The 22,519-nt window shown below is 68.9% G+C and carries 23 protein-coding genes; 12 read left to right on the forward strand and 11 right to left on the reverse strand.

What is annotated here, in order from left to right; all coding sequences use genetic code 11:
• The first annotated feature begins 184 nt into the window (after positions 1 to 184).
• Entirely contained in the window at positions 185 to 1,222 is a 1,038-nt protein-coding gene (locus FOJ82_RS16425) for a M23 family metallopeptidase (RefSeq protein WP_221933001.1), read from the forward strand.
• Positions 1,223 to 1,297: 75 nt separating this feature from the next.
• Here the strand turns inward: FOJ82_RS16425 and pcrA are convergent, their stop codons facing one another.
• On the reverse strand, positions 1,298 to 3,721 hold the full coding sequence (pcrA, locus tag FOJ82_RS02805; RefSeq protein ID WP_143936913.1) for a DNA helicase PcrA: 2,424 nt from the start codon (positions 3,719 to 3,721) through the stop codon (positions 1,298 to 1,300).
• Positions 3,722 to 3,755: 34 nt separating this feature from the next.
• Between pcrA and FOJ82_RS02810 the strand changes: the two genes are divergently transcribed.
• Entirely contained in the window at positions 3,756 to 4,997 is a 1,242-nt protein-coding gene (locus FOJ82_RS02810; RefSeq protein ID WP_425472473.1) for a phospholipase D-like domain-containing protein, read from the forward strand.
• Here FOJ82_RS02810 and FOJ82_RS02815 read toward each other — a convergent pair whose 3' ends face one another.
• Entirely contained in the window at positions 4,998 to 5,339 is a 342-nt protein-coding gene (locus tag FOJ82_RS02815; RefSeq protein WP_143936915.1) for a hypothetical protein, read from the reverse strand. It lies immediately after the preceding gene.
• A gap of 112 nt (positions 5,340 to 5,451) precedes the next feature.
• Here FOJ82_RS02815 and FOJ82_RS02820 point away from each other — a divergent pair, with 112 nt between their 5' ends.
• Positions 5,452 to 5,730, forward strand: coding sequence for a GlsB/YeaQ/YmgE family stress response membrane protein (locus FOJ82_RS02820; protein WP_143936916.1), 279 nt, complete (start codon positions 5,452 to 5,454; stop codon positions 5,728 to 5,730).
• A 63-nt stretch (positions 5,731 to 5,793) separates the two neighbouring features.
• On the opposite strand, the gene FOJ82_RS02825 is transcribed toward FOJ82_RS02820, so the two are convergent.
• Both FOJ82_RS02825 and FOJ82_RS02830 read right to left on the reverse strand, forming a co-directional pair.
• Positions 5,794 to 6,480: a LuxR C-terminal-related transcriptional regulator gene (locus FOJ82_RS02825; RefSeq protein ID WP_143936917.1), complete on the reverse strand. Its 687-nt coding sequence runs from the start codon at positions 6,478 to 6,480 to the stop codon at positions 5,794 to 5,796.
• Positions 6,477 to 7,748, reverse strand: a complete 1,272-nt coding sequence (locus FOJ82_RS02830; RefSeq protein ID WP_185975592.1) for an ATP-binding protein — start codon at positions 7,746 to 7,748, stop codon at positions 6,477 to 6,479. Before FOJ82_RS02830 ends, FOJ82_RS02825 begins: the two co-directional genes overlap by 4 nt.
• Before the next feature lie 141 nt (positions 7,749 to 7,889).
• Here FOJ82_RS02830 and FOJ82_RS02835 point away from each other — a divergent pair, with 141 nt between their 5' ends.
• From FOJ82_RS02835 to FOJ82_RS02845, 3 genes are read left to right on the forward strand one after another with little or no spacing between them, the layout of a single operon-like run.
• Positions 7,890 to 9,086, forward strand: coding sequence for a PspC domain-containing protein (locus FOJ82_RS02835; protein ID WP_143936919.1), 1,197 nt, complete (start codon positions 7,890 to 7,892; stop codon positions 9,084 to 9,086).
• Positions 9,083 to 9,280: a hypothetical protein gene (locus FOJ82_RS02840; protein WP_143936920.1), complete on the forward strand. Its 198-nt coding sequence runs from the start codon at positions 9,083 to 9,085 to the stop codon at positions 9,278 to 9,280. Before FOJ82_RS02835 ends, FOJ82_RS02840 begins: the two co-directional genes overlap by 4 nt.
• A 31-nt stretch (positions 9,281 to 9,311) precedes the next feature.
• The gene (locus tag FOJ82_RS02845; protein ID WP_143936921.1) at positions 9,312 to 9,611 is read left to right on the forward strand and encodes a PspC domain-containing protein; all 300 of its coding nucleotides are present in this window, start codon (positions 9,312 to 9,314) and stop codon (positions 9,609 to 9,611) included.
• A gap of 45 nt (positions 9,612 to 9,656) precedes the next feature.
• Here the strand turns inward: FOJ82_RS02845 and guaA are convergent, their stop codons facing one another.
• Positions 9,657 to 11,210, reverse strand: coding sequence for a glutamine-hydrolyzing GMP synthase (guaA, locus tag FOJ82_RS02850; protein ID WP_143936922.1), 1,554 nt, complete (start codon positions 11,208 to 11,210; stop codon positions 9,657 to 9,659).
• A 96-nt stretch (positions 11,211 to 11,306) separates the two neighbouring features.
• Between guaA and cysK the strand changes: the two genes are divergently transcribed.
• Positions 11,307 to 12,236 (forward strand): cysteine synthase A, encoded by a 930-nt coding sequence (gene cysK / locus FOJ82_RS02855; protein ID WP_143936923.1) that lies wholly within the window; start codon positions 11,307 to 11,309, stop codon positions 12,234 to 12,236.
• 35 nt (positions 12,237 to 12,271) lie between these two features.
• Positions 12,272 to 12,790, forward strand: coding sequence for a serine O-acetyltransferase (gene cysE / locus FOJ82_RS02860; protein WP_143937392.1), 519 nt, complete (start codon positions 12,272 to 12,274; stop codon positions 12,788 to 12,790).
• A gap of 54 nt (positions 12,791 to 12,844) precedes the next feature.
• On the opposite strand, the gene FOJ82_RS02865 is transcribed toward cysE, so the two are convergent.
• The 3 genes from FOJ82_RS02865 to guaB are packed head-to-tail and all read right to left on the reverse strand — an operon-like array spanning position 12,845 to position 15,791.
• A complete protein-coding gene (locus FOJ82_RS02865; protein ID WP_143936924.1) occupies positions 12,845 to 13,147 on the reverse strand; it encodes a chorismate mutase in 303 nt (100 codons plus the stop codon).
• Positions 13,148 to 13,150: 3 nt separating this feature from the next.
• A complete protein-coding gene (locus tag FOJ82_RS02870) occupies positions 13,151 to 14,254 on the reverse strand; it encodes a GuaB3 family IMP dehydrogenase-related protein (RefSeq protein ID WP_143936925.1) in 1,104 nt (367 codons plus the stop codon).
• Between the two features lie 22 nt (positions 14,255 to 14,276).
• Positions 14,277 to 15,791 carry an IMP dehydrogenase gene (gene guaB, locus FOJ82_RS02875; RefSeq protein WP_143936926.1) on the reverse strand — a complete coding sequence of 505 codons (1,515 nt, stop codon included), beginning with the start codon at positions 15,789 to 15,791 and terminating at the stop codon, positions 14,277 to 14,279.
• Between the two features lie 182 nt (positions 15,792 to 15,973).
• Here guaB and FOJ82_RS02880 point away from each other — a divergent pair, with 182 nt between their 5' ends.
• Complete coding sequence (locus FOJ82_RS02880) at positions 15,974 to 17,056, forward strand: branched-chain amino acid aminotransferase (protein ID WP_143936927.1); 1,083 nt, start codon at positions 15,974 to 15,976, stop codon at positions 17,054 to 17,056.
• Between the two features lie 64 nt (positions 17,057 to 17,120).
• Here FOJ82_RS02880 and groL read toward each other — a convergent pair whose 3' ends face one another.
• Entirely contained in the window at positions 17,121 to 18,710 is a 1,590-nt protein-coding gene (gene groL / locus FOJ82_RS02885) for a chaperonin GroEL (protein WP_143936928.1), read from the reverse strand.
• A gap of 12 nt (positions 18,711 to 18,722) precedes the next feature.
• A complete protein-coding gene (gene groES, locus FOJ82_RS02890; protein ID WP_143936929.1) occupies positions 18,723 to 19,019 on the reverse strand; it encodes a co-chaperone GroES in 297 nt (98 codons plus the stop codon).
• Positions 19,020 to 19,574: 555 nt separating this feature from the next.
• On the opposite strand from groES, the gene FOJ82_RS02895 reads away from it, so the two are divergent.
• Positions 19,575 to 19,853, forward strand: coding sequence for an RNA polymerase sigma factor (locus tag FOJ82_RS02895; protein ID WP_185975593.1), 279 nt, complete (start codon positions 19,575 to 19,577; stop codon positions 19,851 to 19,853).
• A gap of 9 nt (positions 19,854 to 19,862) precedes the next feature.
• Positions 19,863 to 20,894 carry a CU044_5270 family protein gene (locus tag FOJ82_RS02900; RefSeq protein ID WP_143936931.1) on the forward strand — a complete coding sequence of 344 codons (1,032 nt, stop codon included), beginning with the start codon at positions 19,863 to 19,865 and terminating at the stop codon, positions 20,892 to 20,894.
• 3 nt (positions 20,895 to 20,897) lie between these two features.
• On the opposite strand, the gene FOJ82_RS02905 is transcribed toward FOJ82_RS02900, so the two are convergent.
• Positions 20,898 to 22,043 carry a THUMP-like domain-containing protein gene (locus tag FOJ82_RS02905; protein ID WP_143936932.1) on the reverse strand — a complete coding sequence of 382 codons (1,146 nt, stop codon included), beginning with the start codon at positions 22,041 to 22,043 and terminating at the stop codon, positions 20,898 to 20,900.
• Between the two features lie 76 nt (positions 22,044 to 22,119).
• On the opposite strand from FOJ82_RS02905, the gene FOJ82_RS02910 reads away from it, so the two are divergent.
• Complete coding sequence (locus FOJ82_RS02910) at positions 22,120 to 22,500, forward strand: RNA-binding S4 domain-containing protein (RefSeq protein ID WP_143936933.1); 381 nt, start codon at positions 22,120 to 22,122, stop codon at positions 22,498 to 22,500.
• The last annotated feature ends 19 nt before the right edge of the window (positions 22,501 to 22,519 follow it).

Genomic DNA, 22,519 nt, shown 5'->3' on the forward strand with positions numbered 1-22,519 from the left:
CGTGCGAACGCGTTGCTGTTTCTACTACCCTGGACACACTAGCGCTCGCCACCTCCCTGGGCCCAACGGTCGACCGTCGGCGAAGACGTCCTCCGCAATCCGGACACGAGTTTGAGAAAATCCTGAGAATTGCTAAGGTTTCTCCGGACGTACCCCACAACAGTGACCTGGAGACGCTTTGAACATGAGGAAGACCACCCGAAACCCTCGCCGGGCTGCAGCGGTCGACCCCATCAGCTCCACCCCCGAAACCGACACTGACGTAGAGGTCGTGCTCGAGGATGCCCCCAGGGCGGCACGACGCCGCCGGGTGTCCCGCCTCGGCCGCGGAGTCGTCGGTGCCACCCTCGCAGGCGTGCTCGCCGCAGGCTCACTGTTCGGATTCGCCTTCTCCCAGCGCGGTGCCTCCGAGGACTTCTCCTCCGAGGAGCTCTCGGTCGAGGTCGCCATCCCCGAGGCCGCCGCCGCAGCCGCGGCCCAGGGTTTCGCGGACCGCACCCAGGATGCCTCCCGCAACGCCGTCCGCTCCGGACTGACCGGCGCCGTCGCGGGCGAGGCCGCCAAGACCCGCGAGGAGATCCTCGAGAGCTCCATCGAGGGGGCCCAGGAGGTCATGACCGAGTCGGCGCGCCAGCAGCGCGACGCGGAAATGGACGCGGACATGGAACTCGTCGCCGCCCAGGCGGACAAGCTGAAGAAGGAGGCCGAGGAGGCCCAGCGCCGCCTCGAGGAGGCCCGCAAGGCCGCCGTCGGCCTGGACCCGGACCACGTCATCTCCAACGACGACCTCGCCGCAGCCACCTCCGGCGGCGCCTCGATGCCGGTCAAGTCGAACGGCTTCCGCATGGGTGCCAGCTTCGGCCAGCGCGGCTCGTGGTCGCGCTACCACACGGGCCAGGACTTCCCGGCCCCGGTCGGCACCCCCATCTACGCGGCCGCCTCCGGCATCGTGCTCTCCCCCACTTCGGGCGGATGGGCCGGGATCAATGTCGTGATCCAGCACAGCAACGGCGGCGCCACGCTGTACGCCCACATGTCCAAGCGCGTCGTCCGCCCCGGTGAGGCGGTGACCGCCGGCCAGCTGATCGGCTACGTGGGCAACACCGGCCGCTCCTTCGGGGCCCACCTGCACTTCGAGTACTACAAGCCCGGTGTCACCCCCGGCGACGTGTACAGCGCTTCCAACCCGATGAGCTTCCTGCGCAGCCTCGGCGTCAACTGAGAACACCGCGCACCTGAGCAACCCCCGGTCTGTCCGACCGGGGGTTCTTGCGTCAGTGGCGGCGTCGCCGCCGCGTCAGAGCTTCTCCATCGGGGCGTGAGCGAGGCTGAGCCGCTTCTTGCCGGCAGAGCCGAAGTCGACGTCGGCCTTGGCCCTGTCGCCGAAGCCGTCGACGCCGACCACGGTGCCCATGCCGAACATCGAGTGCAGGACCTTGTCCCCCACCTCCACCGCGGCCACCTTCTTCACCGGCGCGGAACCTGAGCCGAAACTCTGCATCGCGGTGGTCGTCTGGCGGTTTCGCGTGGCCGACGACGCGGCCCAGTTGGTGATGGCGTCGCCGGTGCGCTGCCAGTCCAACACGTGGGCGGGGATCTCCTTGATGAAGCGGGACTCCGGCGCGTACTGCGGAGACCCGAATACCGTGCGCACGGCTGAGCGCGACAGGTAGAGCCGCTTGCGGGCACGGGTGATGCCGACGTAGGCCAACCGCCGCTCCTCCTCCAGTTCGTCGTTGTCGGAGAAGGCCCGCTGGTGCGGGAAGATCCCCTCCTCCATCCCGGTCAGGAAGACGGTGTCGAACTCGAGTCCCTTGGCCGTGTGGAGCGTCATCAGCGTGACCACGCCCTTCTCGTCGTCGGCGTCGGGCACCTGGTCGGAGTCCGCCACCAGCGCGATCCGCTCCAGGAAGGCTGCGAGCGAGTCGTCGGGCTCTGGCATCCCTGCCACCAGGGAGGACGTCTCGGCCTCGTCGAGGTCGACGGTGTTGGCAGAGGCCACGAACTCCGCGGCCACGCTGACCAGCTCGTCGAGGTTCTCCAGCCGCGTCTCGTCCTGTGGGTCGGTGGAGGCACGCAGCTCCGGCACGTAGCCGGAGTCCATCAGGATGGACGTGAGGATCTCGTCCGCCGGCACCCCGGCGGCGACCTTGGCCCGGTGGATGTTCATCACGTCCACGAAACCCTGGATCTGCTTTGCGGAGCGGGTGGCCAGGGAGGGGGCCTCGTCGGATCGCTGCAGCGCGTCGAAGAACGTCAGCTGCTCGGCGGTGGCGAGGGCGGAGATGGCGGCCTCCGCCCGGTCCCCGATGCCCCGCTTGGGGACGTTCAGGATGCGCCGAACCGACACGTCGTCGGCCGGGTTCACGATGGCGCGCAGGTACGCGATGGCGTCCCGGATCTCCCGGCGCTCGTAGAACCGCACGCCGCCGACCACCTTGTACGGGAGGCCGACCCGGATGAAGACCTCCTCCAGCGCGCGCGACTGGGAGTTGGTGCGGTAGAACACTGCCGTGTCCCCGTACCGGGAGTCACCGGCGTCCGAGAGCCTGTCGATCTCGGTGGCGACGAACTGGGCCTCGTCGTGCTCGGTGTCGGCGACGTAGCCGACGATGAGCTCGCCCTCCCCCAGTTCGGACCACAGGTGCTTCTCGCGCCTGCCCTGGTTGCGGGAGATGACCGCGTTGGCGGCGGTGAGCACGTTCTGGCAGGACCGGTAGTTCTGGTCGAGCACCACCGTCGTCGCCCCTGGGAAGTCCTCCTCGAAGTCGAGGATGTTGCGGATGGTGGCACCACGGAAGGCGTAGATCGACTGGTCGGAGTCGCCCACCACCATCAGCTCGGCAGGCTCGACCACCGGGGTGCCCTCGACCGAGCTCTGGGTCTCCTCGCCGCACAGCTGGCGCACCAGTTCGTACTGGGCGTGGTTGGTGTCCTGGTACTCGTCGACCAGGACATGGCGGAATCGGCGCCGGTACTTCTCACGCACGTCCGGGAACGCCTTGAACAGGTTCACGGTGGTCTGGATCAGGTCGTCGAAGTCCAGGGCGTTCGCGGCGGCCAGGCGGGTCTGGTACTCGCGGTAGGCCTCGGCCTGCTTGCGCGCCTTGGGACCGGCCGCCTGCTCGAGCGCGGTCTCGAAGTCCACGAGCTCGTTCTTGTGGTTGCTGACCGCGTTCATGAGGCTGCGCACGGGGTACTGCTTCGGGTCCAACTCGAGATCGCGGCACACCAGCGACATCAGGCGCTTGGCGTCGGTGTCGTCGTAGATCGAGAAGCTCTTGGAGATGCCGAAGCGGTCGATGTCGGTGCGCAGGATCCGCACGCAGGCGGAGTGGAAGGTCGAGACCCACATCAGCTTGGCCCGGTTGCCGACGAGGTCCATCACGCGGTGCCGCATCTCGGCCGCGGCCTTGTTCGTGAACGTGATGGCCAGGATGGAGCCCGGGTGGACGTTGCGCTGGCTCACGAGGTGGGCGATGCGGCGGGTGAGCACCCTGGTCTTGCCGGACCCGGCACCGGCCACCACCAGGACCGGGGAGCCCGCGTGCAGGACCGCCTGCCGCTGCGGAGGGTTCAGGCCGGCGAGCAGTTCGTCCTCGTCGATGTGCCTGCCCCTGGGGGCGGCGGCGCGGTCCTGCGCAGGCGCCTCGGCCCTTGGGTTGGCGGGGGCGTCGGGCTGGAAGACGGCGAAGAGGTCGGGGAAAAGGGAGTCACTCATGTCGACCGCCCAGCCTACCTCGCCCTCCACTAAGCTGACGCCCATGAGACGGGCACTGACAACACTGCGAAGGGTGCTGCCCTGGGTGGCCGTCTCCCTGTTCCTGGCTCAGTTCTCCGCGATGGTCGGGCTCACGGCCTACGAGTCGCTGCGGAAGAAGTACCGCAAGCTGCGCAGGTTCCCCCACACCGCGCCTCAACCGATCCCGGTTGCCGACAACGAGGTCACGGTCTACACCTACGGCGAGGACCTCTACCGGGACATGCTGCAGGCCATCAACGAGGCCGAGACGGTGATCCACTTCGAGACCTACATCTGGAAGGGCGACTCCACCGGCCTGGAGTTCAAGCAGGCGCTCGTGAACGCGGCCGACCGCGGCGTGCAGGTCAACGTGATCTGGGACGAGTTCGCGAACCTCGTCGTGCCCCGCGCCTTCTACCGCCTGCCGCCCAACATCCGTGTCCTGCGCCATCCGGCCTTCCCGCGGCCCTGGAGCCCGAAGCAGTGGGGCCGCGACCACCGCAAGCTCCTCGTCGTGGACCGAAGGGTGGGCTTCATCGGCGGCTACAACATCGGCAAGCTCTACGCGACGGGGTGGCGCGACACCCACGCCCGCGTCGTCGGTCCCGACGTCGCCGAGCTGGAGAACGCGTTCGTCGACTTCTGGAACGACCACAACCGCCGTGGCAAGCAGCCCGAACTGGCCAATGACATGGTGCGCAGCTGGCAGACGCCGCTGGTCCTGCACCGCAACACGCCCCGGATCTCCGTCTACCCGATCCGCAACATGTACCTGGAGGCCATCGACAGGGCCCAGGACCGGATCTGGCTCACCCATGCCTACCTGATCCCCGACGACGACCTGGTCACGGCGCTGCGCCAGGCGGTGAAGCGTGGCGTGGACGTGCGGATCATCGTGCCCGCGAAGTCCAACCACGTCGTGGCCGACTGGCTCTCGCGGGGCTTCTACACGGAGTTGCTCTCGTCCGGGATCCGGCTGTTCCTCTACCAAGGGGCGATGGTGCACTCGAAGACCGCCACCATCGACGGCTCGTGGGCGACCATCGGCACCGCGAACCTGGACAGGTTGAGCCTGCTGGGCAACTACGAGGTGAACCTTGAGGTGATCGACGGCGACGTGGCCGCCCACATGGAACACGTGTTCCTCGTGGACGAGTCCAACACCGTCGAGATCACCCTCGAGGGGTGGCGGCAGCGGTCGCTGGGCAAGAAGCTGACGGAGCAGCTGCTGAGTCCGCTCCGCCCGCTCTTCTGATCACCAGAAGACGGCGATGCCCGCGTTCAGCAGGGTGAGGGCGAACACGCCCCAGAAGACGCCGTCCGAGACCTTGTCCTTCTTGCGGTTCATCAGCACGAGGACGAGGATGACGACGAGCACGAGGCTCTTGATCCCGATCTTCATGTGGTTGACGTCGCCGTCGCCCATCTCCGCGAAGCCGACGAGGATGAGGCCGGTGACGACCTGGGTGAGCGCGCCATGGAACATGGCCGCGTTGATCTTGCGGTTGGGGCCCTTCAGCTGGGTGAATGCTCCCCCGAAGAGGGCTGCGAAGCCGATGAAATGCAACAGGACGAACACGTTCGACAGGATCTCCATGTCCAGAGGCTATCGGCTGCGCGCAACGGAGCACCAACCGGGAAACCAGCTGCGACACGCCTGAAATGCCCGTTTCCCGGCGCTTGACCCCCCGGGGGTGCATGCTGGATACATGTTGTGGACACTGATTATCTGGATCATCGTTGGACTCATTGCCGGCGCAATCGCCAAGGCGATCATGCCCGGCAAGCAAGGTGGTGGCTGGCTGGCCACCATCATCCTCGGAATCATCGGTGCCTTCGTGGGCGGCCTCCTCGGTTCGCTCATCTTTGAGGGTGAACTCGATTTCGGGCGTCCAGAGCTCTCCTTCGGAGGCATCATCACCGCGGTCATCGGTGCGCTGGTTGTCCTGGCCATCTACGGATGGGTCACCAAGCGCAAGGCTGTCTGACCGAGCCGCAACAACCGAACATGAAGGAGGGGGCCCGCGATCCGCGGGCCCCCTCCTTCATCATCAGACCAGGTGGCGGTCAGTCGCCCACTTCGTGAGCTGGTGGCGGTTGCTGAGTTGCAGCTTGCGCAGCACGCTGGAGACGTGAGTCTCCACAGTCTTGATCGAGATGAACAGCTCGCGGGCAACCTCCTTGTAGGAGTAGCCGCGCGCGATCAGCTTCAGCACCTCGCGCTCGCGGGCGCTCAAGCGGTCCAGTTCCTCGTCGATGGAGGAGATGTCCACGGCGCCGGAGAAGGCGTCCAGGACGAACCCGGCCAGTCGCGGCGAGAACACCGCGTCCCCGGAGGCGACGCGCTGCATGCCCTCGACCAGTTCATCGGAGGAGATGGACTTCGTGACGTAGCCACGGGCACCCGCACGGATGACTCCGATGACGTCCTCGGCGGCGTCGGAGACTGACAGCGCGAGGAACTTGACGTCGGGGACGACCTTCGAGACCTGCTTGATCACCTCTGCCCCGCCCCCTCCCGGCAGGTGCACGTCCAGCAGCACCACGTCCGGGACGGTGTCCACGATGGCCTTGACCGCGGTGGCGACGTCCTCGCCCTCGCCGACGATCCGGCACAGCCCGCCGATCTCGTGGCGGACACCTGCCCGGAACATGGCGTGGTCGTCGACGAGGACCACCCGTAGCTCGCTGAGTGGGACGACGGGGCTCTCCGTCGCCTCCGGTGGCTCCTGGCTCATCGAATCATCTCCAGCTTGACCTCGGTGCCCTCGCCCGGGGCCGTGCGGATCCGGGCTCTGCCCCCGCTGCGTTCCATGCGGGCACGGATCGATTCTTTCACGCCCTGCCGGTCCGAGCCAATGGTTGCCGGATCGAAACCCTTGCCACGGTCGCGGACGAAGACCTCCACGCGGTCCGGCTCCACCTCCGCGTACACGTCGATGCGCGCGGCGCCCGAGTGCTTCCCGGCGTTCGTGACGGCCTCCCTGGCGGCGTGGACGAGGGGCTCGGTCACGTCGTCGACGTCCATGTCCCCGACGCAGACCACCTCCACGGTGATCTCGGGGAAGAGTTCCTCGGCGTCGGCGCGGATCTTCTCCAGCGACCCCTTCAGGGTCTGGGAGCGGGTCGGCTCGCCGTAGAGCCAGGTCCGCAGCTCGCGCTCCTGGCGCCGCGCGAGGGAGGCGACGGTGGCCGAGTCGTCGGCCTGGCGTTGGATGAGCGCGAGGGTCTGCAGGACCGAGTCGTGCAGGTGCGCCGCCATGTCGGAGCGGGCCTCGGCGCGCATTCGTTTCTGCTCCTCGATCCGGACCCGCTGCCGCATCCGGTACAGCCACGGGGCGGCCACGATCAGCAGGCCACCGACGAGGGCGGCCGAGGCGCCCAGCACGCTGGGCAGTTCGGACAGCCCGATCTGGGAGGCCAGTATCCAGCTGCTGCCCAGACCCACCAGCAGCAGGCCACCGATCAGGCGGGCGATGCTGGCGGCCCCGGACCCACGGGTGAGCCGGCGCCAGATGCTGCCGTCGGTCACGGCGCTGCCCGAGTTGCTGGAACGATCCGCCTGCAGCCACAGGATCACGACCCCGATGCCGGCCAGCAGCAGCGGCCAGAAGTAGCCCGAGGGGATGAACAGTCCTCCGCTGACGAGCAGCCACAGGATGCCTGCGACGACGAACCCGACCGACATGATGACGCCGACGTCGACGGGGGTGGACTGTCGCTGGTGGGGCTCGGGGCGCATCCCGCGCCGGGTGGCGGTCTCCAGCCCGGCAGCCTGCGCCACCGGCATCCCGGAGGGCACCAGCAGCCACATCAGTGCGTAGAGGAGCACGCCGAGGCCGTCGATGAAGCCCAGCAGGATGAATGCCGCCCGCACCCAACCGGTGCGGACGCCCAGGTGTGCGGCAAGTCCGGCGGCGACGCCCGCGACGGCCTTGCGCGAGGGGTCGCGGCGCAGCAGCGGGGTCCGTGGCGCAGGCAGGCGGGCAGGGGTCTGAGTTTCCATGTCACCGCCAACACTGGCACGCACACGCGTGCAAGGACAGCGGACCGGGCGCAGTTCAGGGCTTTTGGCGGCAGAGTTCAGGGTCCGGATCAGGGACGGTCCCGATGGTTGCGGCGGCGCCCGTGCACCAGACTTGTGGACATGAACTCCCTCGTCGACCTCGGCACGCTGGACCATCGCCTGGTCGGACTCCAGCGCCCGAACGGCACCACCTTCACCAGTGGGCTGTGCCGTGCAGTCGCCGCACGGGTCGGGATCGACGTCCTGCTGGTTCGGCTCGCGGTGGTCGCCCTGGTGTTCGCCGCCGGGCTGGGGCTGGTCCTCTACGCCTGGGCCACGCTCCTCACACCGCGCGAGGGTCGGGTGGCCCCGATCAGGCGGCTCGTCCCGGCCTTCGAGCGCTGGCCCCGTAACACCCAAGTGGTCGTCATCGGCGCCAGTAGCCTCGTGGTGGTCCTCGCCCTCGCCTCGCAGGGCAACTTCTCACTCTTCCCGGCCATCGTGGTGGTCGCTGTCTTCCTGCTGATGCGCCGGCGTGCGATCCGCGCCGGCTCCGCCCACCCGGGCACGGGCCAGCACCCCGCCGCCGCGTGGCACGACGCAGCAGCACCGACGGCGCCGCCGCCGACGACCGCCACCACCATCGAGGAGTGGCGCTCCCGCCTGGCCGCCCACGCCAGCATCCGCACCGGCCCGGCCGACCCGCTGCCCGTCGTCGACCTGTACGGACCCGATCCCGATCCCGCGCCCGGTCCCAACCCGGCACCCGCTCACCCGCAGGCGCCCGTGTCGTGGTGGGGCGCCGTCCTCGTGGTCCTGCTCAGCGGTGGCGCAGCCTCTGCCGCGTTCGCGTTCGGGCTGTCACCCACCTGGCTGTGGGCCTGCGTCCTCGGTACCGGGGTGGCCGGGGCGACGATGCTCTTCTGGGCGCTGTTGGTGCGCTCCCGCCGACTGCCCGTGGTCGTGCTCGTGCTGGCCCTCGGCGTCGGGGCCACGTCGAGCTGGATGGTCACGGAGCGATCGGAACCCGCCGAGCGGGTCGCGGTGGAGACAGGCACGCAGGATCTCACCTACGAGTTCATCGCGAACACCGGCGTGGTCGACCTGTCGGACCTCGACCTGGACGACGCGTCCACCATCACGGTCGAGGCCAACCTGTCCAGCGTGCGGGTCGTCCTGCCCGCCGAGCCCATCCGCTTCACGCAGGACGCGGAGATGTCACAGGTGGACGTCGTCCACCCGAGCTCCAGAACCGCCGACGAGGAGCGTCCGCGCAGCAGCGCGACGCTCGTCATCAACGCGGTGATGAGCACCGTCGAGGTGGAGTACCTGTCATGAACAAGACACCGCGCATCGACGTCGCCACGCTCGTCACGGGCCTCACCCTGATCGGCTTCGCCGTACTCGGTGGGCTCGTCGCCTGGGGTCACACCCTGATCCGGCCGGCCAGCCTGTGGTTCGCACTGGTGCTGCTGGCCTCCGGCTCCATCGGCCTGGCGGTCTCACTGACCAGGCGCGACGACCGCCACTGAACCGAAACGACCAACCACCAAGGATGGAACAATGAATCTCGACAGAAGGGACTCGAGCATGAAGCTCCAGCGAATTGATGAAGGCAAGTGGATCGCGGGTGTGGCCACCGGCCTGTCCGCGAAGCTGGGAATCGACGTGACCATCGTGCGAATCGTCTTCGCAGCGATCTCCGTCTTCTGGGGAGGCGGCATCGCCCTCTACGTCCTGCTGTGGCTCATCATGCCCCGGCCGGCCGGCGGCACCGTCGCCGAGGAGAGCATCTCCCGGGCGCAGCGCTGGTACAAGGACAACAAGCGCGGCGGCAACGGCGGCAGCGGCTACGACATCTGAGCGGCCGTCGCCCCCCGAGAGCCCTCGGTCACCGACCGGGTGGGGTCACTCCCACTCGATGGTGCCCGGGGGCTTGCTCGTGATGTCCACCACCACCCGGTTGATCTCTGGGCACTCGTTCGTGATCCGGGTCGAGATCTTCTCCAGGACCTCGTAGGGCAGCTTCGCCCAGTCCGCGGTCATGGCGTCGTCGGAGACGACGGGACGCAGCACGATCGGGTGGCCGTAGGTGCGCCCGTCGCCCTGGACGCCGACGGAGCGGACGTCGGCCAGCAGCACGACCGGGAACTGCCAGATCTCGCGGTCCAGGCGCGCCGCGGTCAGCTCGTGGCGCGCGATGGCGTCGGCCTGGCGCAGGATATCCAGCCGTTCGGCGGTGACCTCGCCGATGATGCGGATGCCGAGCCCGGGGCCGGGGAACGGGTGGCGCCACACCATGGCTTCTGGCAGGCCCAGCTGGGCGCCGACCGCGCGCACCTCGTCCTTGAACATCGTGCGCAGCGGCTCGATGAGGGTGAACTGCAGGTCGTCGGGCAGACCGCCGACGTTGTGGTGGCTCTTGATGTTGGCGGCGCCGGAACCGCCTCCGGACTCGACGACGTCAGGGTAGAGGGTGCCCTGGACGAGGAAGTCGATGCCCCTCTCCCCCGCCAGCTGGGCAGCGGTGGCCTCGAACGTGCGGATGAACTCGCGGCCGATGATCTTGCGCTTCTCCTCCGGGTCGGTCACCCCGGAGAGGGCCCCGAGGAAGCGCTCCTTCTCGTCGGCCACGACCAGGTCGACCCCGGTGACGCGCACGAAGTCCTCCTTGACCTGCTCCGCCTCGCCCTCGCGGAGGAGCCCGTGGTCGACGAACACGCACGTGAGCTGGGAGCCGATGGCCTCCTGCACGAGTGCGGCGGCGACGGCGGAGTCCACGCCGCCCGAGAGCGCGCACAGGACGCGGCGGTCACCGACGGTCTCGCGGATCTGCTCGATCGACTCCGCGACGATGTTGGCCGAGGTCCAGTCGGGGGTCAGACCGGCCAGGTCGAACAGGAAGCGCTCGAGCACCTGCTGGCCCCACTGCGAGTGGATGACCTCCGGGTGCCACTGCACGCCGGCGAGCTTGCGCTCCCGGTCCTCGAACGCGGCCACCGGGGCCCCGGCGGTGCGGGCCAGGACGTCGAATCCCTCGGGTGCGCGGGAGACGGAGTCGCCATGGCTCATCCAGACGTTGAGCGTGTTCGGGAGGCTCGCCAGCAGGCAGCCACTGTCCTGGATGGACAGGGAGGTGCGCCCGTACTCGCGCTGCCCGGTCTTGGCGACGGTGCCGCCGAGTGCCTTGGCCATGGACTGGAAGCCGTAGCAGATGCCCAGGACCGGAACCCCGGCGCGGAGCAGCTCCGGATCGAGCTGCGGGGCTCCCTCGGCGTAGACCGACGAGGGTCCGCCCGAGAGGATGATCGCCGACGGCTTGCGCGCCAAGATCTCCTCCGTGGACGTGCCGGAGTCCACGATCTCGGAGTAGACGGATGCCTCACGGACGCGGCGCGCGATGAGCTGCGCGTACTGGGCACCGTAGTCGACTACGAGGACCAGGTCATGGTGGGAGATCATGCCAGCGATTCTAGGGCTTCGGGACTGGGCCCAGAAAATCATGGCCACTGGAAGAGAATCTCGGAATAATCCCCGCACCCCCTATGTTCTTCGGACATGACCATCTACTCCGATGCAACGGCCCTCATCGGCCGCACTCCCCTCGTAAAGATCAACCACCTCGCAGGCGACAACGCGAACGTCGTCGCGAAGTTGGAGTTCTACAACCCTGCAAGCTCCGTGAAGGACCGCATCGGCGTGGCCATCGTGGAGGCGGCGGAGAAGGCCGGCGCACTGCAGCCCGGCGGCACCATCGTCGAAGGCACCAGCGGCAACACCGGCATCGCGCTCGCGATGGTTGGCGCGGCCAAGGGCTACAACGTCGTCCTGGTGATGCCCGAGACCATGTCCAAGGAGCGCCGCGCGGTGCTGCGCGCATTCGGCGCCGAGCTCATCCTCACCCCCGGCCCGCTGGGCATGAAGGGAGCCGTGGAGAAGGCCGCCGAGGTCGCCGAGGAGCGCGGCGGCATCGTCGCCAGCCAGTTCGCCAACCCGGCCAACGTCGACATCCACCGCCGCACCACGGCCGAGGAGATCTGGAACGACACCGACGGCAACGTCGACATCGTCGTCGTCGGCATCGGCACGGGGGGCACCATCTCCGGGGTCGGCCAGGTCCTCAAGGAGCGCAAGCCCGAGGTGAAGATCGTGGCGGTCGAGCCCGAGGAGTCGGCGATCCTGTCCGGCAACCCGGCGGGCCCCCACAAGATCCAGGGCCTCGGCGCCAACTTCATCCCCGAGATCCTCGACCGTTCGGTCATCGACGAGGTGCTGCCGCGCAACATCGACCAGGCGCTAGACTTCTCACGTCGTTCCGCGAAGGAGGAGGGCCTGTTCGTGGGCATCTCGTCCGGGGCAGCCCTGGCCGCGGCCGCAGAGGTCGCGAACCGTCCCGAGAACGCCGGCAAGAACATCGTCGTGGTCCTGCCCGACTCCGGTGATCGCTACCTGTCCACCATTCTCTTCGAAGGACTCCTCGACCAGTGACGTTCATCAGCCGCCTCAAGCTTGTCACCGCCCGGATGTCGGAGGACCTCGACGCAGCCATGCGCGAGGACCCGGCAGCGCGGAGCAAGCTCGAGGTGGCTGTGGCGTACCCGGGCATCCACGCGGTCTGGATCCACCGCATCGCGCACGCGCTGTGGAGCCGCTCGACAGCCCTGCAGCCGGTGGCGCGCATCATCAGCCAGATCGCACGGACCCTCACCGGCATCGAGATCCATCCAGGTGCCGTGATCGGCCGCCGGTTCTTCATCGACCACGGCATGGGCGTTGTCATCGGCGAGACCGCGGTCGTCGGCGACGACGTGCTGATGTACCACCAGGTGACGCTGGGTGGCCGGGCCCGCGGCCGGTTCAAGCGGCACCCGACGATCGGGGACCGGGTACTGCTCGGCGCAGGCGCGAAGATCATCGGCAACATCCACGTCGGCGACGACGCGAAGATCGGCGCCAACGCCCTGGTCGTCAAGGACGTGGCGGCAGAAGCGGTCGTCATCGGCATCCCGAGCCAGCTGCACGACGGCGACGTCATAGCCTGAGCAAGATGCGAGGAGAGCCCGGTCCGAATCGGACCGGGCTCTCCTCGTCGGGTCTCAGTCCCGGCGTTCCTTGGCGATCTGCTCGTGGTGGCGGACCACCTCGGCGACGATGAAGTTCTGGAACTTCTCCGCGAGTTCGGGATCCAGCTCGGCATCGATCGCCAACGCCCGCAGCCGACGGATCTGCGCAGCCTCCCGCTCCGGATCAGCCGGCGGCAGTCCGGCGGCGGCCTTCAGCCGACCGACGCGCTGCGTCACCTTGAACCGCTCCGCCAACAGGTGGACGAGCGCGGAGTCCATGTTGTCGATGCTCCCGCGCAGCTCGGACAGCGCCCTGAGCGCCTCTTCCCGGTCCATGGCTCAGTGGACGAGCAGGTCGATGCGCTGGAAGGACTTGACGTCGGTGTAGCCCGTGAGGGCCATGGCCTTGCGCAGCCCCCCGACGAGATTCATGGTGCCGTCCGGCACGTGTGAGGGGCCCGAGACGACCTCCTCGAAGGAACCCACCTGGTCGAAGAAGACACGCTCGCCGCGGGGCAACTTCTCGTGCCAGGCCTCGGGACCCCAGTGCCAGCCCCGACCGGGCGCCTCGGTGGCGCGCGCCAGCGGGGAGCCAACCATGACGGCGTCGGCCCCGCACGCGATGGCCTTGGCGATGTCACCGGAACGCCCGACGGCGCCGTCGGCGATGAGGTGGACGTAGCGGCCCCCGGACTCCTCGAGGTAGTCACGACGGGCCTCGGCGAGGTCCGCGACGGCCGAGGCCATCGGCACCTCGATGCCGAGCACCGAGCGGGTGGTGTGGGTGGCCCCGCCGCCGAAACCGACGAGCACGCCGGCGGCACCGGCACGCATCAGGTGCAGGCCCATCCGGTAGGTGGCGCAGCCGCCGACCAGCACGGGGGTGTCGAGGCGGTAGATGAAGTCCTTGAGGTTCAGCGAGTCCTCGCCGCCGTCGACGTGCTCGGCGGAGACGGTGGTGCCGCGGATGACGAAGAAGTCCATCGGGGAGCGCTCGATGACCTCCGCGAACTGCTGCGTCCGTGCGGGAGAGAGCGCACCGGCCACGGGCACGCCGGCCTCGCGGATCTCCGTCAGGCGCTGCTCGATCAGCTCGGGCTTGATCGGCTCCGAGTAGATCTGCTGCATGCGACGGGTGGCGGTGACCTGGTCCATGGTGGCGGTCAGCTGCTCGTACTGGCTGGTGGGGTCCTCGTAGCGGGTCCACAGTCCCTCGAGGTTGAGGACGCCGAGGCCGCCCAGCTGCCCCATCCGGATGGCGGTGGCAGGGGACATCACCGAGTCCATCGGCGCCGCCACGATGGGCGCGTCGAAGGTCACGGCGTCGATGCGCCACGACAGGTCCACCTCGGACTCGCTTCGGGTGCGGCGGGCAGGGGCGATGGCGACGTCGTCGAAGCTGTAGGCGCGGTTGACGCCCTTGCTGCGTCCAAACTCGTACATGCGGAAGTTCTCTCCTGGTTGGTCAGCGCGACCAGTAGTTGGGCGCCTCGGCTGTCAGCTGGATGTCGTGCGGATGGGATTCTCGCAGACCGGCGGCCGTGATGCGGACGAATCGGCCACGCTCCTGCAACTCCGGGACGGTCCGGGCGCCGGAGTAGAACATCGCCTGCCGGACGCCACCGACGAGCTGGTACGCGACCGCGGCCAGCGGGCCGCGGTAGGCCACCTGGCCCTCGATGCCCTCCGGGATCAGCTTGTCGTCGCTGCTGACGTCGCCCTGGAAGTAGCGGTCCTTGGAGTAGGACGCCTTCCGGCCACGGGCCGCCATCGCGCCCAGCGAACCCATGCCGCGGTAGGACTTGAACTGCTTGCCGTTGATGAAGACGAGCTCGCCGGGGCTCTCCTCGCAACCGGCCAGCAGGGAGCCGAGCATCACCGAGCTCGCGCCGGCCACCAGGGCCTTGGCGATGTCGCCGGAGTACTGGAGTCCGCCGTCGCCGATGAGCGGGACACCGGCGGGCCTGCAGGCACGGGCGGCGTCGTGGATGGCTGTTACCTGCGGCACGCCGACACCGGCGACCACGCGCGTGGTGCAGATCGAGCCCGGACCCACGCCGACCTTGACGCCGTCGACACCAGCCTCCACCAGGGCGCGGGCGCCCTCGTAGGTGGCGACGTTGCCTCCGATGATGTCGACCTCGCTCGCGCTCGGTTCCGCCTTGAGCCGCCGGATCATGTCGACGACGCCGCGGCTGTGGCCGTGTGCGGTGTCGACGATGATGGCGTCGACGCCCTCCTCGATGAGCGCCATGGCGCGGTCCCACGAGTCGCCGAAGAAGCCGACGGCCGCGCCGACGCGCAGTCGGCCGGAGGGGTCCTTGGTGGCGTTGGGGTACTGGTCGGCCTTGACGAAGTCCTTGAGGGTGATGAGTCCCTTCAGGCGGCCGTTGCCATCGACGATGGGCAGCTTCTCGATCTTGTGCTGGGCCAGCAGGCCCATAGCGTCGTCGTTGGAGATGCCCTCGGGCGCGGTAACCAGCGGCTGCTTGGTCATGACCTCGGCGACGCGGCGCTCGCCGTCGGTCTCGAACCTGAGGTCGCGGTTGGTGATGATGCCGACCAGGGCACCATCGGCGTCCACGACGGGGACGCCGGAGATCCGGTAGGTGGCGCAGAGCTCGTCGACCTCACGCAGGGTGGCGTCGGGGCCGATGGTGATGGGCTCGATGACCATCCCCGCCTCCGAGCGCTTCACCTGGTCCACCATGTGCGCCTGGGCCTCGATGGACATGTTGCGGTGCAGGATTCCCATGCCCCCCTCGCGCGCCATCGAGATGGCCATGCGCGTCTCGGTCACGGTGTCCATGGCCGCGCTCACGAGCGGGATGTTCAGCGTGATCCGCTTGCTCAGCTGGGTCTGCGTGTGGGCCTCCGACGGAATCACGTCGGATTCGTTCGGCTGCAGCAGCACGTCGTCGAAAGTGAGCCCGAGCGCCTCGAAGGGGCCTGGGACTCCGGAGCCAGTGAGTGCGGACAAAGTGTGGGTCTCCTCCCGGGTCGGACCTGTCCGATACTACCCCGCGCGCGGTGGCCCTCCGACCAAGCCCACTGCCAGTGGAACCGTGCCCGTCGGGGGGCCCGGTCGCGTCGGGCCGCCGGGACAGGGCAAGCTACATACGGGCACCGACGCCGACTCGTCGGCTGCGCAGGAAGGCAGGCATGAGCACATTCACCATTGAGAGCGGATCCGGACGCAGCGCGACGGTCAGGGAGGAGATCCTCGCCGACCCCGGTTTCGGCAGCAACTTCAGCGACCACATGTCGCGCATCGACTGGACCGCGGAGGAGGGTTGGCACGGCCACCGGGTGGAGCCTTATGCGCCGTTCGTGCTGGATCCGGCCAGTGCCGTGCTGCACTACGCCCAGGAGGCCTTCGAGGGACTCAAGGCCTACTCCCACTCAAACGGCTCCGTGTGGCGGTTCCGGGCGGAGGTGAACGCCGAGCGGTTCCAGCGCTCCTGCCGTCGCCTCGGGCTGCCCGAACTGCCCGTCGACGACTTCCTGGCCAGCGTCGACGAACTCGTGCGCATCGATCGCGAATGGCTCCCCCGCGGCGCCGAGCAGAGCCTCTACCTGCGCCCGTTCATGGTGGCCGTCAGCCCGAACCTGTCGGTCAAGCCGGCCACGCGGGTCACCTACGCCGTGATCGCGAGCCCGTCGGGAGCGTACTTCGGCGGCAGCGGCGTCCAGCCCGTGGACATCTGGTTCACCCGCGACTTCAGCAGGGCTGCCCCCGGCGGCACCGGGGCGGCCAAGTGCGGCGGCAACTACGCCGCCTCGATGCTCGCGCAGCGGGAGGCAGAGGCGCACGGCTGCTCACAGGTCGGCTTCGTCGACGCCACCGAGCACAAGTACGTGGAGGAGCTCGGCGGCATGAACCTGTTCGTCGCCACCGCCGACGGGGCGCTCACGACGCCCGCGCTGACCGACACCATCCTCGAGGGGGTCACGCGCTCCGCGGTCATCCGGCTGGCCCGCGACCGGGGACTCGACGTGAGCGAGCGCCGCATCACCCTGGACGAGCTGTACGAGGGGATCGACTCCGGGCGCGTGACGGAGGTGTTCGCGTGCGGGACCGCGGCCGTGATCACCCCCGTCGCATCGCTGCGGGACGCCGCCGGCGAGCACGTGGTCAACGGCCGTGAGCCCGGCCGGGTGACCCTCGAACTGCGGCGCCGGCTCACCGACATCCAGTACGGGCTGCAGCCTGACCCGCACGGCTGGATGCACCGGATCGCCTGAGGCAAGACCAAAGGGGCCCCACCGCCGAGCGGTGGGGCCCCTTCGCTTCTCGGCAGGGAGCCGATCAGTTGTCTTCGTCGGTCTCCGGCTTGTCCACCACGAGGGTCTCGGTGGTGAGCAGCAGGGAGGCGATCGAGGCGGCGTTGGCGAGGGCCGAACGGGTCACCTTGACGGGGTCGATGACACCGTTCTCGATGAGGTTCTGGTACTCGCCGATCTTGGCGTTGTAGCCGTGGCCGGTCTCCATGCCCGCAACCTGGGTGGTGATGACGTAGCCCGCCTCGCCACCGTTCTCCGCGATCCAGCGCAGCGGCTCGGCGAGGGACTTGGCAACGACCCGGACGCCGGTGAGCTCGTCACCGGTCAGGCCGAGGCCGTCGGCCAGCACCTTGCCGGCGTGGATGAGCGCGGAGCCGCCACCGGCGACGATGCCCTCCTCGATGGCTGCACGAGTCGCCGAGACGGCGTCCTCGATGCGGTGCTTCTTCTCCTTGAGCTCCACCTCGGTGGCAGCGCCCACCTTGATGACGCACACGCCGCCGGCCAGCTTCGCGACGCGCTCCTGGAGCTTCTCGCGATCCCAGTCGGAGTCGGTGCGCGCGATCTCGGCGTTCAGCTGGGCCACGCGGCCCTGGACGTCGGCATGCTCGCCAGCGCCGTCGACGATGGTGGTGTTGTCCTTCGTCACGACGATGCGGCGGGCGCGACCGAGCACCTCGAGGCCGACCTGGTCCAGCTTGAGGCCGACCTCTGCGGCGACGACCTGGCCACCGGTCAGGATGGCGATGTCCTCGAGCATGGCCTTGCGGCGGTCACCGAAGGCCGGGGCCTTGACTGCCACAGAGGTGAACGTGCCCTTGATCTTGTTGACCACGAGCGTGCTGAGCGCCTCGCCGTCGACGTCCTCGGCCACGATGAACAGCGTGCCCTTGGCGCCGATGACCTTCTCCAGCAGCGGCAGGAGGTCGTTCATCGACGAGATCTTGCCCGAGTGGATCAGGATGTACGGGTCGTCGAGCACGGCCTCCATGCGGTCCGCGTCGGTGACGAAGTACGGCGAGAGGTAGCCCTTGTCGAACTGCATGCCCTCGGTGAACTCGAGTTCGGTGCCGAGTGTGTTGGACTCGTCGACGGTGATGACGCCGTCCTTGCCGACCTTGTCGAACGCGTCGGCGATCAGGGTGCCGATCTCCTCGTCACGCGAGGAGATGGTGGCCACGGACGCCATGTCGGCGGTGGTGTCGACGGGGCGGGCGTTCTCACGCAGACGCCCGACGACAGCCTCCACGGCCTTGTCGATGCCGCGCTTGAGGCCGACGGGGTTGCCGCCCGCGGTGACCGCGCGCAGGCCCTCGTGGACCAGTGCCTGGGCCAGCACCGTCGCGGTGGTGGTTCCGTCACCGGCCACGTCGTTGGTCTTGGTGGCGACTTCCTTGGCCAGCTGGGCGCCGAGATCCTCGTACGGATCGTCGAGCTCCACCTCCTTGGCGACGGTGACACCGTCGTTGGTGATGGTGGGGGCGCCCCACTTCTTGTCCAGGACGACGTAGCGTCCCTTCGGGCCGAGGGTCACCTTGACAGTGTTGGCGAGGATGTCCACGCCGCGCTCGAGCGAGCGGCGAGCGTCCTCGTTGAACTGAAGGATCTTTGCCATTGGGTGAGGTCCTTACTTGGAGACTACGGCGAGGATGTCACGGGCGTTGAGGAGCAGGAGCTCCTTGCCGTCGTACTTGACCTCGGTGCCGCCGTACTTGGAGAAGATGACGACGTCACCCTCGGCGACGTCCAGCGGGACGCGCTGTCCGTTGTCGTCGATGCGGCCGGGCCCGGTGGCCACGACGCGGCCCTCCTGCGGCTTCTCCTTGGCGGTGTCCGGAATGACCAGACCCGAAGCAGTGGTCTGGACAGCCTCCAGCGGCTCGACGAGGACGCGGTCCTCGAGCGGCTTGATCGTGCTTGCCACGTCAAACCCCTTTCTGTGGTTTCCCGGCAGTGCCGGATGAGTTTCGGTCTGAGTGTCCGGACGCCGTCGCGGTGCCGCCCGGGCGTTGGCACCCGACGGGGCCGAGTGCCAAGTCCCAAGCTATACCCCAGTTAGCACTCAGGCAAGTGGAGTGCCAACGCGTTCGCGGGGCGTGGTTGCGCGCCACCTGGAACAGCCAGGCCAGGGGTGCGTCGGGCACCCGCGTCGCGCCGACGCCACGCCGTCGCGAACACCTCGGCGACGACGTCTGCTGGCCTTCGCCGTGCGACGCGTGGGGCACGACTGCGCCGAGGAAGTGTGAGCAACGAACCGCTCCTCGCCGGGCCCCCAATCGCGACAGCAACAGGCGGGGGGCACCGGGTGCCCTCCCCGACGAGAGATTCGGCGGGTCGGGTAGAGGTGTGACGGCTGGGGCCCCAGCCGGGAACAATCCAAGAACCGGGACCACCGCTGGCTGGAGGCGCTCTTCGACGCGCACCACCGTACTGCACGAGTACCGGTCGAAGGGCCGCCGCTCCCGGTTGCAGGACCCTGTTGGCCCTCCACCGGCCGGACACTGCCGACGACCACAGCCGCGTCGAGGTGGACTCGGTGCTGGACCACCTCTCTCCCGACGACGCCGAGATCCTGCGGCTCACCATCTGGGAGGAACTCACCCCCTCCGAGATCGCCGAGGTGCTCGACATCAGCCCCGGTGCCGCCCGCAACCGCCTGATGCGCGCCCGCGCCAAGGCCCAACGAATCCACGAGTTGTCCTCGTCCGACGACGAACCCGAACCTGCCTCCGGCTGGCAGCCGGAGCCACTGATTTAAGGAGCCACCATGAACCAGACATTCGAGGAACTCATGAGGACAGCTGATCCGGCACGCGACGTCGGCCCCCTCCCCCCGGCGCGCCGCGCCGCTGTCCTGGAGGCAGCGACCACCGCACGGCCCGTCCCGATCCGGCCCGGCCGCCGGCCGCTGAGGTGGGTGGCTGCCGCAGCCGCGTTGGCGTTCGTGGGTGGCGCAGCCGCGCTCCAGTTCAGGGGCACCCCCGCAGCCGAGGCACGGGCGGACGAAGTACTCGAGACCGCCGCCATCAACGCGACCGATCCCGCAGTCACACCCGGCCAGTACTGGGCGGTCACCACGTCGACGACAGGGGTGATGGGGGTGTGCGAGACCGAGAGCAACGAGGACTGCTACAACGGCTACGTGTACCGCAGCACCCGAACCGACTACATCGAGGTGACCGGATCACTGCCGAGTTGGCACGTGGACGGCGAGATCGAGGTGGTCGAGGTCCTCGACGAAAGGGCTGCGAATCCACTCCACCCTGACCCCAACGTGTGGACCACGAATCTCGCCCCCAACGACTTCCCGGGCGGCTGGCAGCAGACGTCGCCGGCCTGGCTCGCCGCACTCCCACGAGACCATGAGCTCCTCAGGGAGCGGCTCTACGCCGAGAGTGCGCAGGGCAACGACAAGTCCGCATTCACCTATGCCACGGACCTGCTCCGGAGCGGTCTCGTCCCCGCAGACCTCCGGGCCTCGCTGTTCGAGGTGATCGCCTCCATCCCCGGCACGATCGTCACCGAGGAGGTGGCCACCGTCGACAGCAGGGAGGGCGTTGCGATCGGGAGGATCGAGGACGGGGAGGTGAAGTCCGAGATCATCATCGATCCCGAGGTCGGCCAGGTGATCGCCGAGCGGGGCTACAGCGAGGACCCGGTGGTCAGGCAGTGGGATCTGGGCACCACCTATGACCGCCGACTGGTGGACTCCATCCCGCAGGAGGTCTCCGAGATTGCAGTCCGGCAGGTCTGCACCCCGCCCACCAGCGACAATGCAACCACCTGTGAGGTCGAGTAGTCCTCAGAGCCGGTTGGCCACCACTGCGACGGCGCCGTTCGGGGTCCGGGTGAGCACCAGCGTTGCGCTCCCGGGCCCCGACGGCTTGAGCTTGCGGCGCAGGTGCGCGGGGTCGACGTCGATGCCCCGTACCTTGATCTCCAAGGTCCCGATCCGCTGTTCCCGCACGTGGGCCCTGATGGCCTTGGCGTCGTAGGGCAGGACGGCGGTCACCTCGAAGCAATCGGCCAGCGGGGTGTCCACCGCCTCGTCGCTGGATAGGTAGGCGAGGTGTGGGTCGACCAGCCAGACGTCCTGCCCGGGCGCCACCTCGGCGACCAGCCCGGCCCGGATGACCGCGTTGTCCGGTTCGAGGAGGTACTTGCCCACCTCCCGGACCTCCAGTTCGCGCGGGGTCTCGGGGGCCCTGAGTTCCACGGGTTCGGCCGCGCCCCTCGGGAACACGATCGCCGAGTAGCCCGCGGGCTCCCGGTTCCAGAGCGAGACCTCGACCACCGACCCCTGCTCCGAGACCCAGGTGGCGGCGACGCCGTCGGGGATCAGCTCCTTCGGAAGCCCGGGACCGAGCTTCACACAGGTGAAGTGGTCCCCGGCGAGGTAGTGCTCCACCAGGGACCACGGGGGCGTGAAGTCCGCGACGTCCCAGGTACGGCCGCGGGCGGTCCTGCGGGCCGGGTCGAGGAAGACACCGTGCCCCTGTGGAACCTCCACGTCCTCGGCCAGTGCCCGGGCCACGGGCGCACCGCCGACGAGGGCGAGGTTCGCCGTCGCGTAGGCCGCGGTGGTGGCGTCGGCCTCTACGCCGTGGGCCGTGAGTCCCTCCTGCTGGAACGCCATGGCGTCGGCCCCCAGTCCGCAGCCGAGGTCCCAGACCTCGATAACGCCCGCCCCGGCGAACCGTCGCGCCCGCCACGCGGCGACGGCCGGTCGGGTGGCCTGCTGCAGCCCGTCGGAGGTGAGGAACATCTCGTCGGCGCGCGGGAACTTGTCCCGGGCGCGACGCCGCAGCGCCACCTGGGTCAGCGCCTCGGCTGCCAACTCGGGAGGGAACTCGCGCCGCAGGCGTTCGGCGGCGCCGAGCGACGTCGGGTCCCGCTCGGCGGCCGCGGCCGCGAGGGCGGCCCGTCCCCGCTCGGTCAGAATCTCCACGTACCCACCGTAGGCGGTGGTGACGCCGTTCCGGTTCCGGCCCCGCCAGTACGCTTGGACGGGACGAGGAGGCGAAGTGACGAGGCTGGACGTGTGGTTGTGGTCGGTGCGGCTGTTCAAGACGCGCTCCTTGGCCACCAACGCGGTCAAGGGCGGCCACGTCCGCCTGAACGGCGACCCGGTGAAGCCGGCGCACTCCGTGAAGCCCGGGGACAGGGTCAGCGTGAAGGAGCCCGGCTGGGTACGCGAGTTCGAGGTGGTGGAACTGCTCAAGAAGCGCGTCGGCGCCCCCGTGGCGGTGAAGGCCTACCTCGACCACTCCCCCGAGCGCCCCGCCCACCTGTCCAACCCGGTGGCCCGCCGCGACCGGGGCGCCGGCCGCCCCACCAAGCGGGACCGGCGCGCGATCGACAAGTTGATGGGACTGCACGACCCGTACGCGTCGGACGAGGACTGAGCGGCCCGGCGAGTAGACT

Source organism: Tessaracoccus rhinocerotis, from assembly GCF_007197885.1.
In the GTDB taxonomy this organism is placed as follows: domain Bacteria; phylum Actinomycetota; class Actinomycetes; order Propionibacteriales; family Propionibacteriaceae; genus Arachnia; species Arachnia rhinocerotis.

Bases quoted from the DNA above. Each gene is read 5' to 3' on its own strand.
- groL (WP_143936928.1), bottom strand. From the start codon at position 18,710: ATGGCAAAGATCCTTCAGTTCAACGAGGACGCTCGCCGCTCGCTCGAG.
- FOJ82_RS02845 (WP_143936921.1), top strand. From the start codon at position 9,312: ATGAATCTCGACAGAAGGGACTCGAGCATGAAGCTCCAGCGAATTGAT.
- pcrA (WP_143936913.1), bottom strand. From the start codon at position 3,721: ATGAGTGACTCCCTTTTCCCCGACCTCTTCGCCGTCTTCCAGCCCGAC.
- FOJ82_RS16425 (WP_221933001.1), top strand. From the start codon at position 185: ATGAGGAAGACCACCCGAAACCCTCGCCGGGCTGCAGCGGTCGACCCC.
- guaA (WP_143936922.1), bottom strand. From the start codon at position 11,210: ATGATCTCCCACCATGACCTGGTCCTCGTAGTCGACTACGGTGCCCAG.
- FOJ82_RS02835 (WP_143936919.1), top strand. From the start codon at position 7,890: ATGAACTCCCTCGTCGACCTCGGCACGCTGGACCATCGCCTGGTCGGA.
- FOJ82_RS02815 (WP_143936915.1), bottom strand. From the start codon at position 5,339: ATGGAGATCCTGTCGAACGTGTTCGTCCTGTTGCATTTCATCGGCTTC.
- FOJ82_RS02865 (WP_143936924.1), bottom strand. From the start codon at position 13,147: ATGGACCGGGAAGAGGCGCTCAGGGCGCTGTCCGAGCTGCGCGGGAGC.
- FOJ82_RS02830 (WP_185975592.1), bottom strand. From the start codon at position 7,748: ATGGAAACTCAGACCCCTGCCCGCCTGCCTGCGCCACGGACCCCGCTG.
- FOJ82_RS02825 (WP_143936917.1), bottom strand. From the start codon at position 6,480: ATGAGCCAGGAGCCACCGGAGGCGACGGAGAGCCCCGTCGTCCCACTC.
- FOJ82_RS02870 (WP_143936925.1), bottom strand. From the start codon at position 14,254: ATGTACGAGTTTGGACGCAGCAAGGGCGTCAACCGCGCCTACAGCTTC.
- FOJ82_RS02840 (WP_143936920.1), top strand. From the start codon at position 9,083: ATGAACAAGACACCGCGCATCGACGTCGCCACGCTCGTCACGGGCCTC.
- cysK (WP_143936923.1), top strand. From the start codon at position 11,307: ATGACCATCTACTCCGATGCAACGGCCCTCATCGGCCGCACTCCCCTC.
- cysE (WP_143937392.1), top strand. From the start codon at position 12,272: ATGTCGGAGGACCTCGACGCAGCCATGCGCGAGGACCCGGCAGCGCGG.
- FOJ82_RS02880 (WP_143936927.1), top strand. From the start codon at position 15,974: ATGAGCACATTCACCATTGAGAGCGGATCCGGACGCAGCGCGACGGTC.
- FOJ82_RS02820 (WP_143936916.1), top strand. From the start codon at position 5,452: ATGTTGTGGACACTGATTATCTGGATCATCGTTGGACTCATTGCCGGC.
- FOJ82_RS02900 (WP_143936931.1), top strand. From the start codon at position 19,863: ATGAACCAGACATTCGAGGAACTCATGAGGACAGCTGATCCGGCACGC.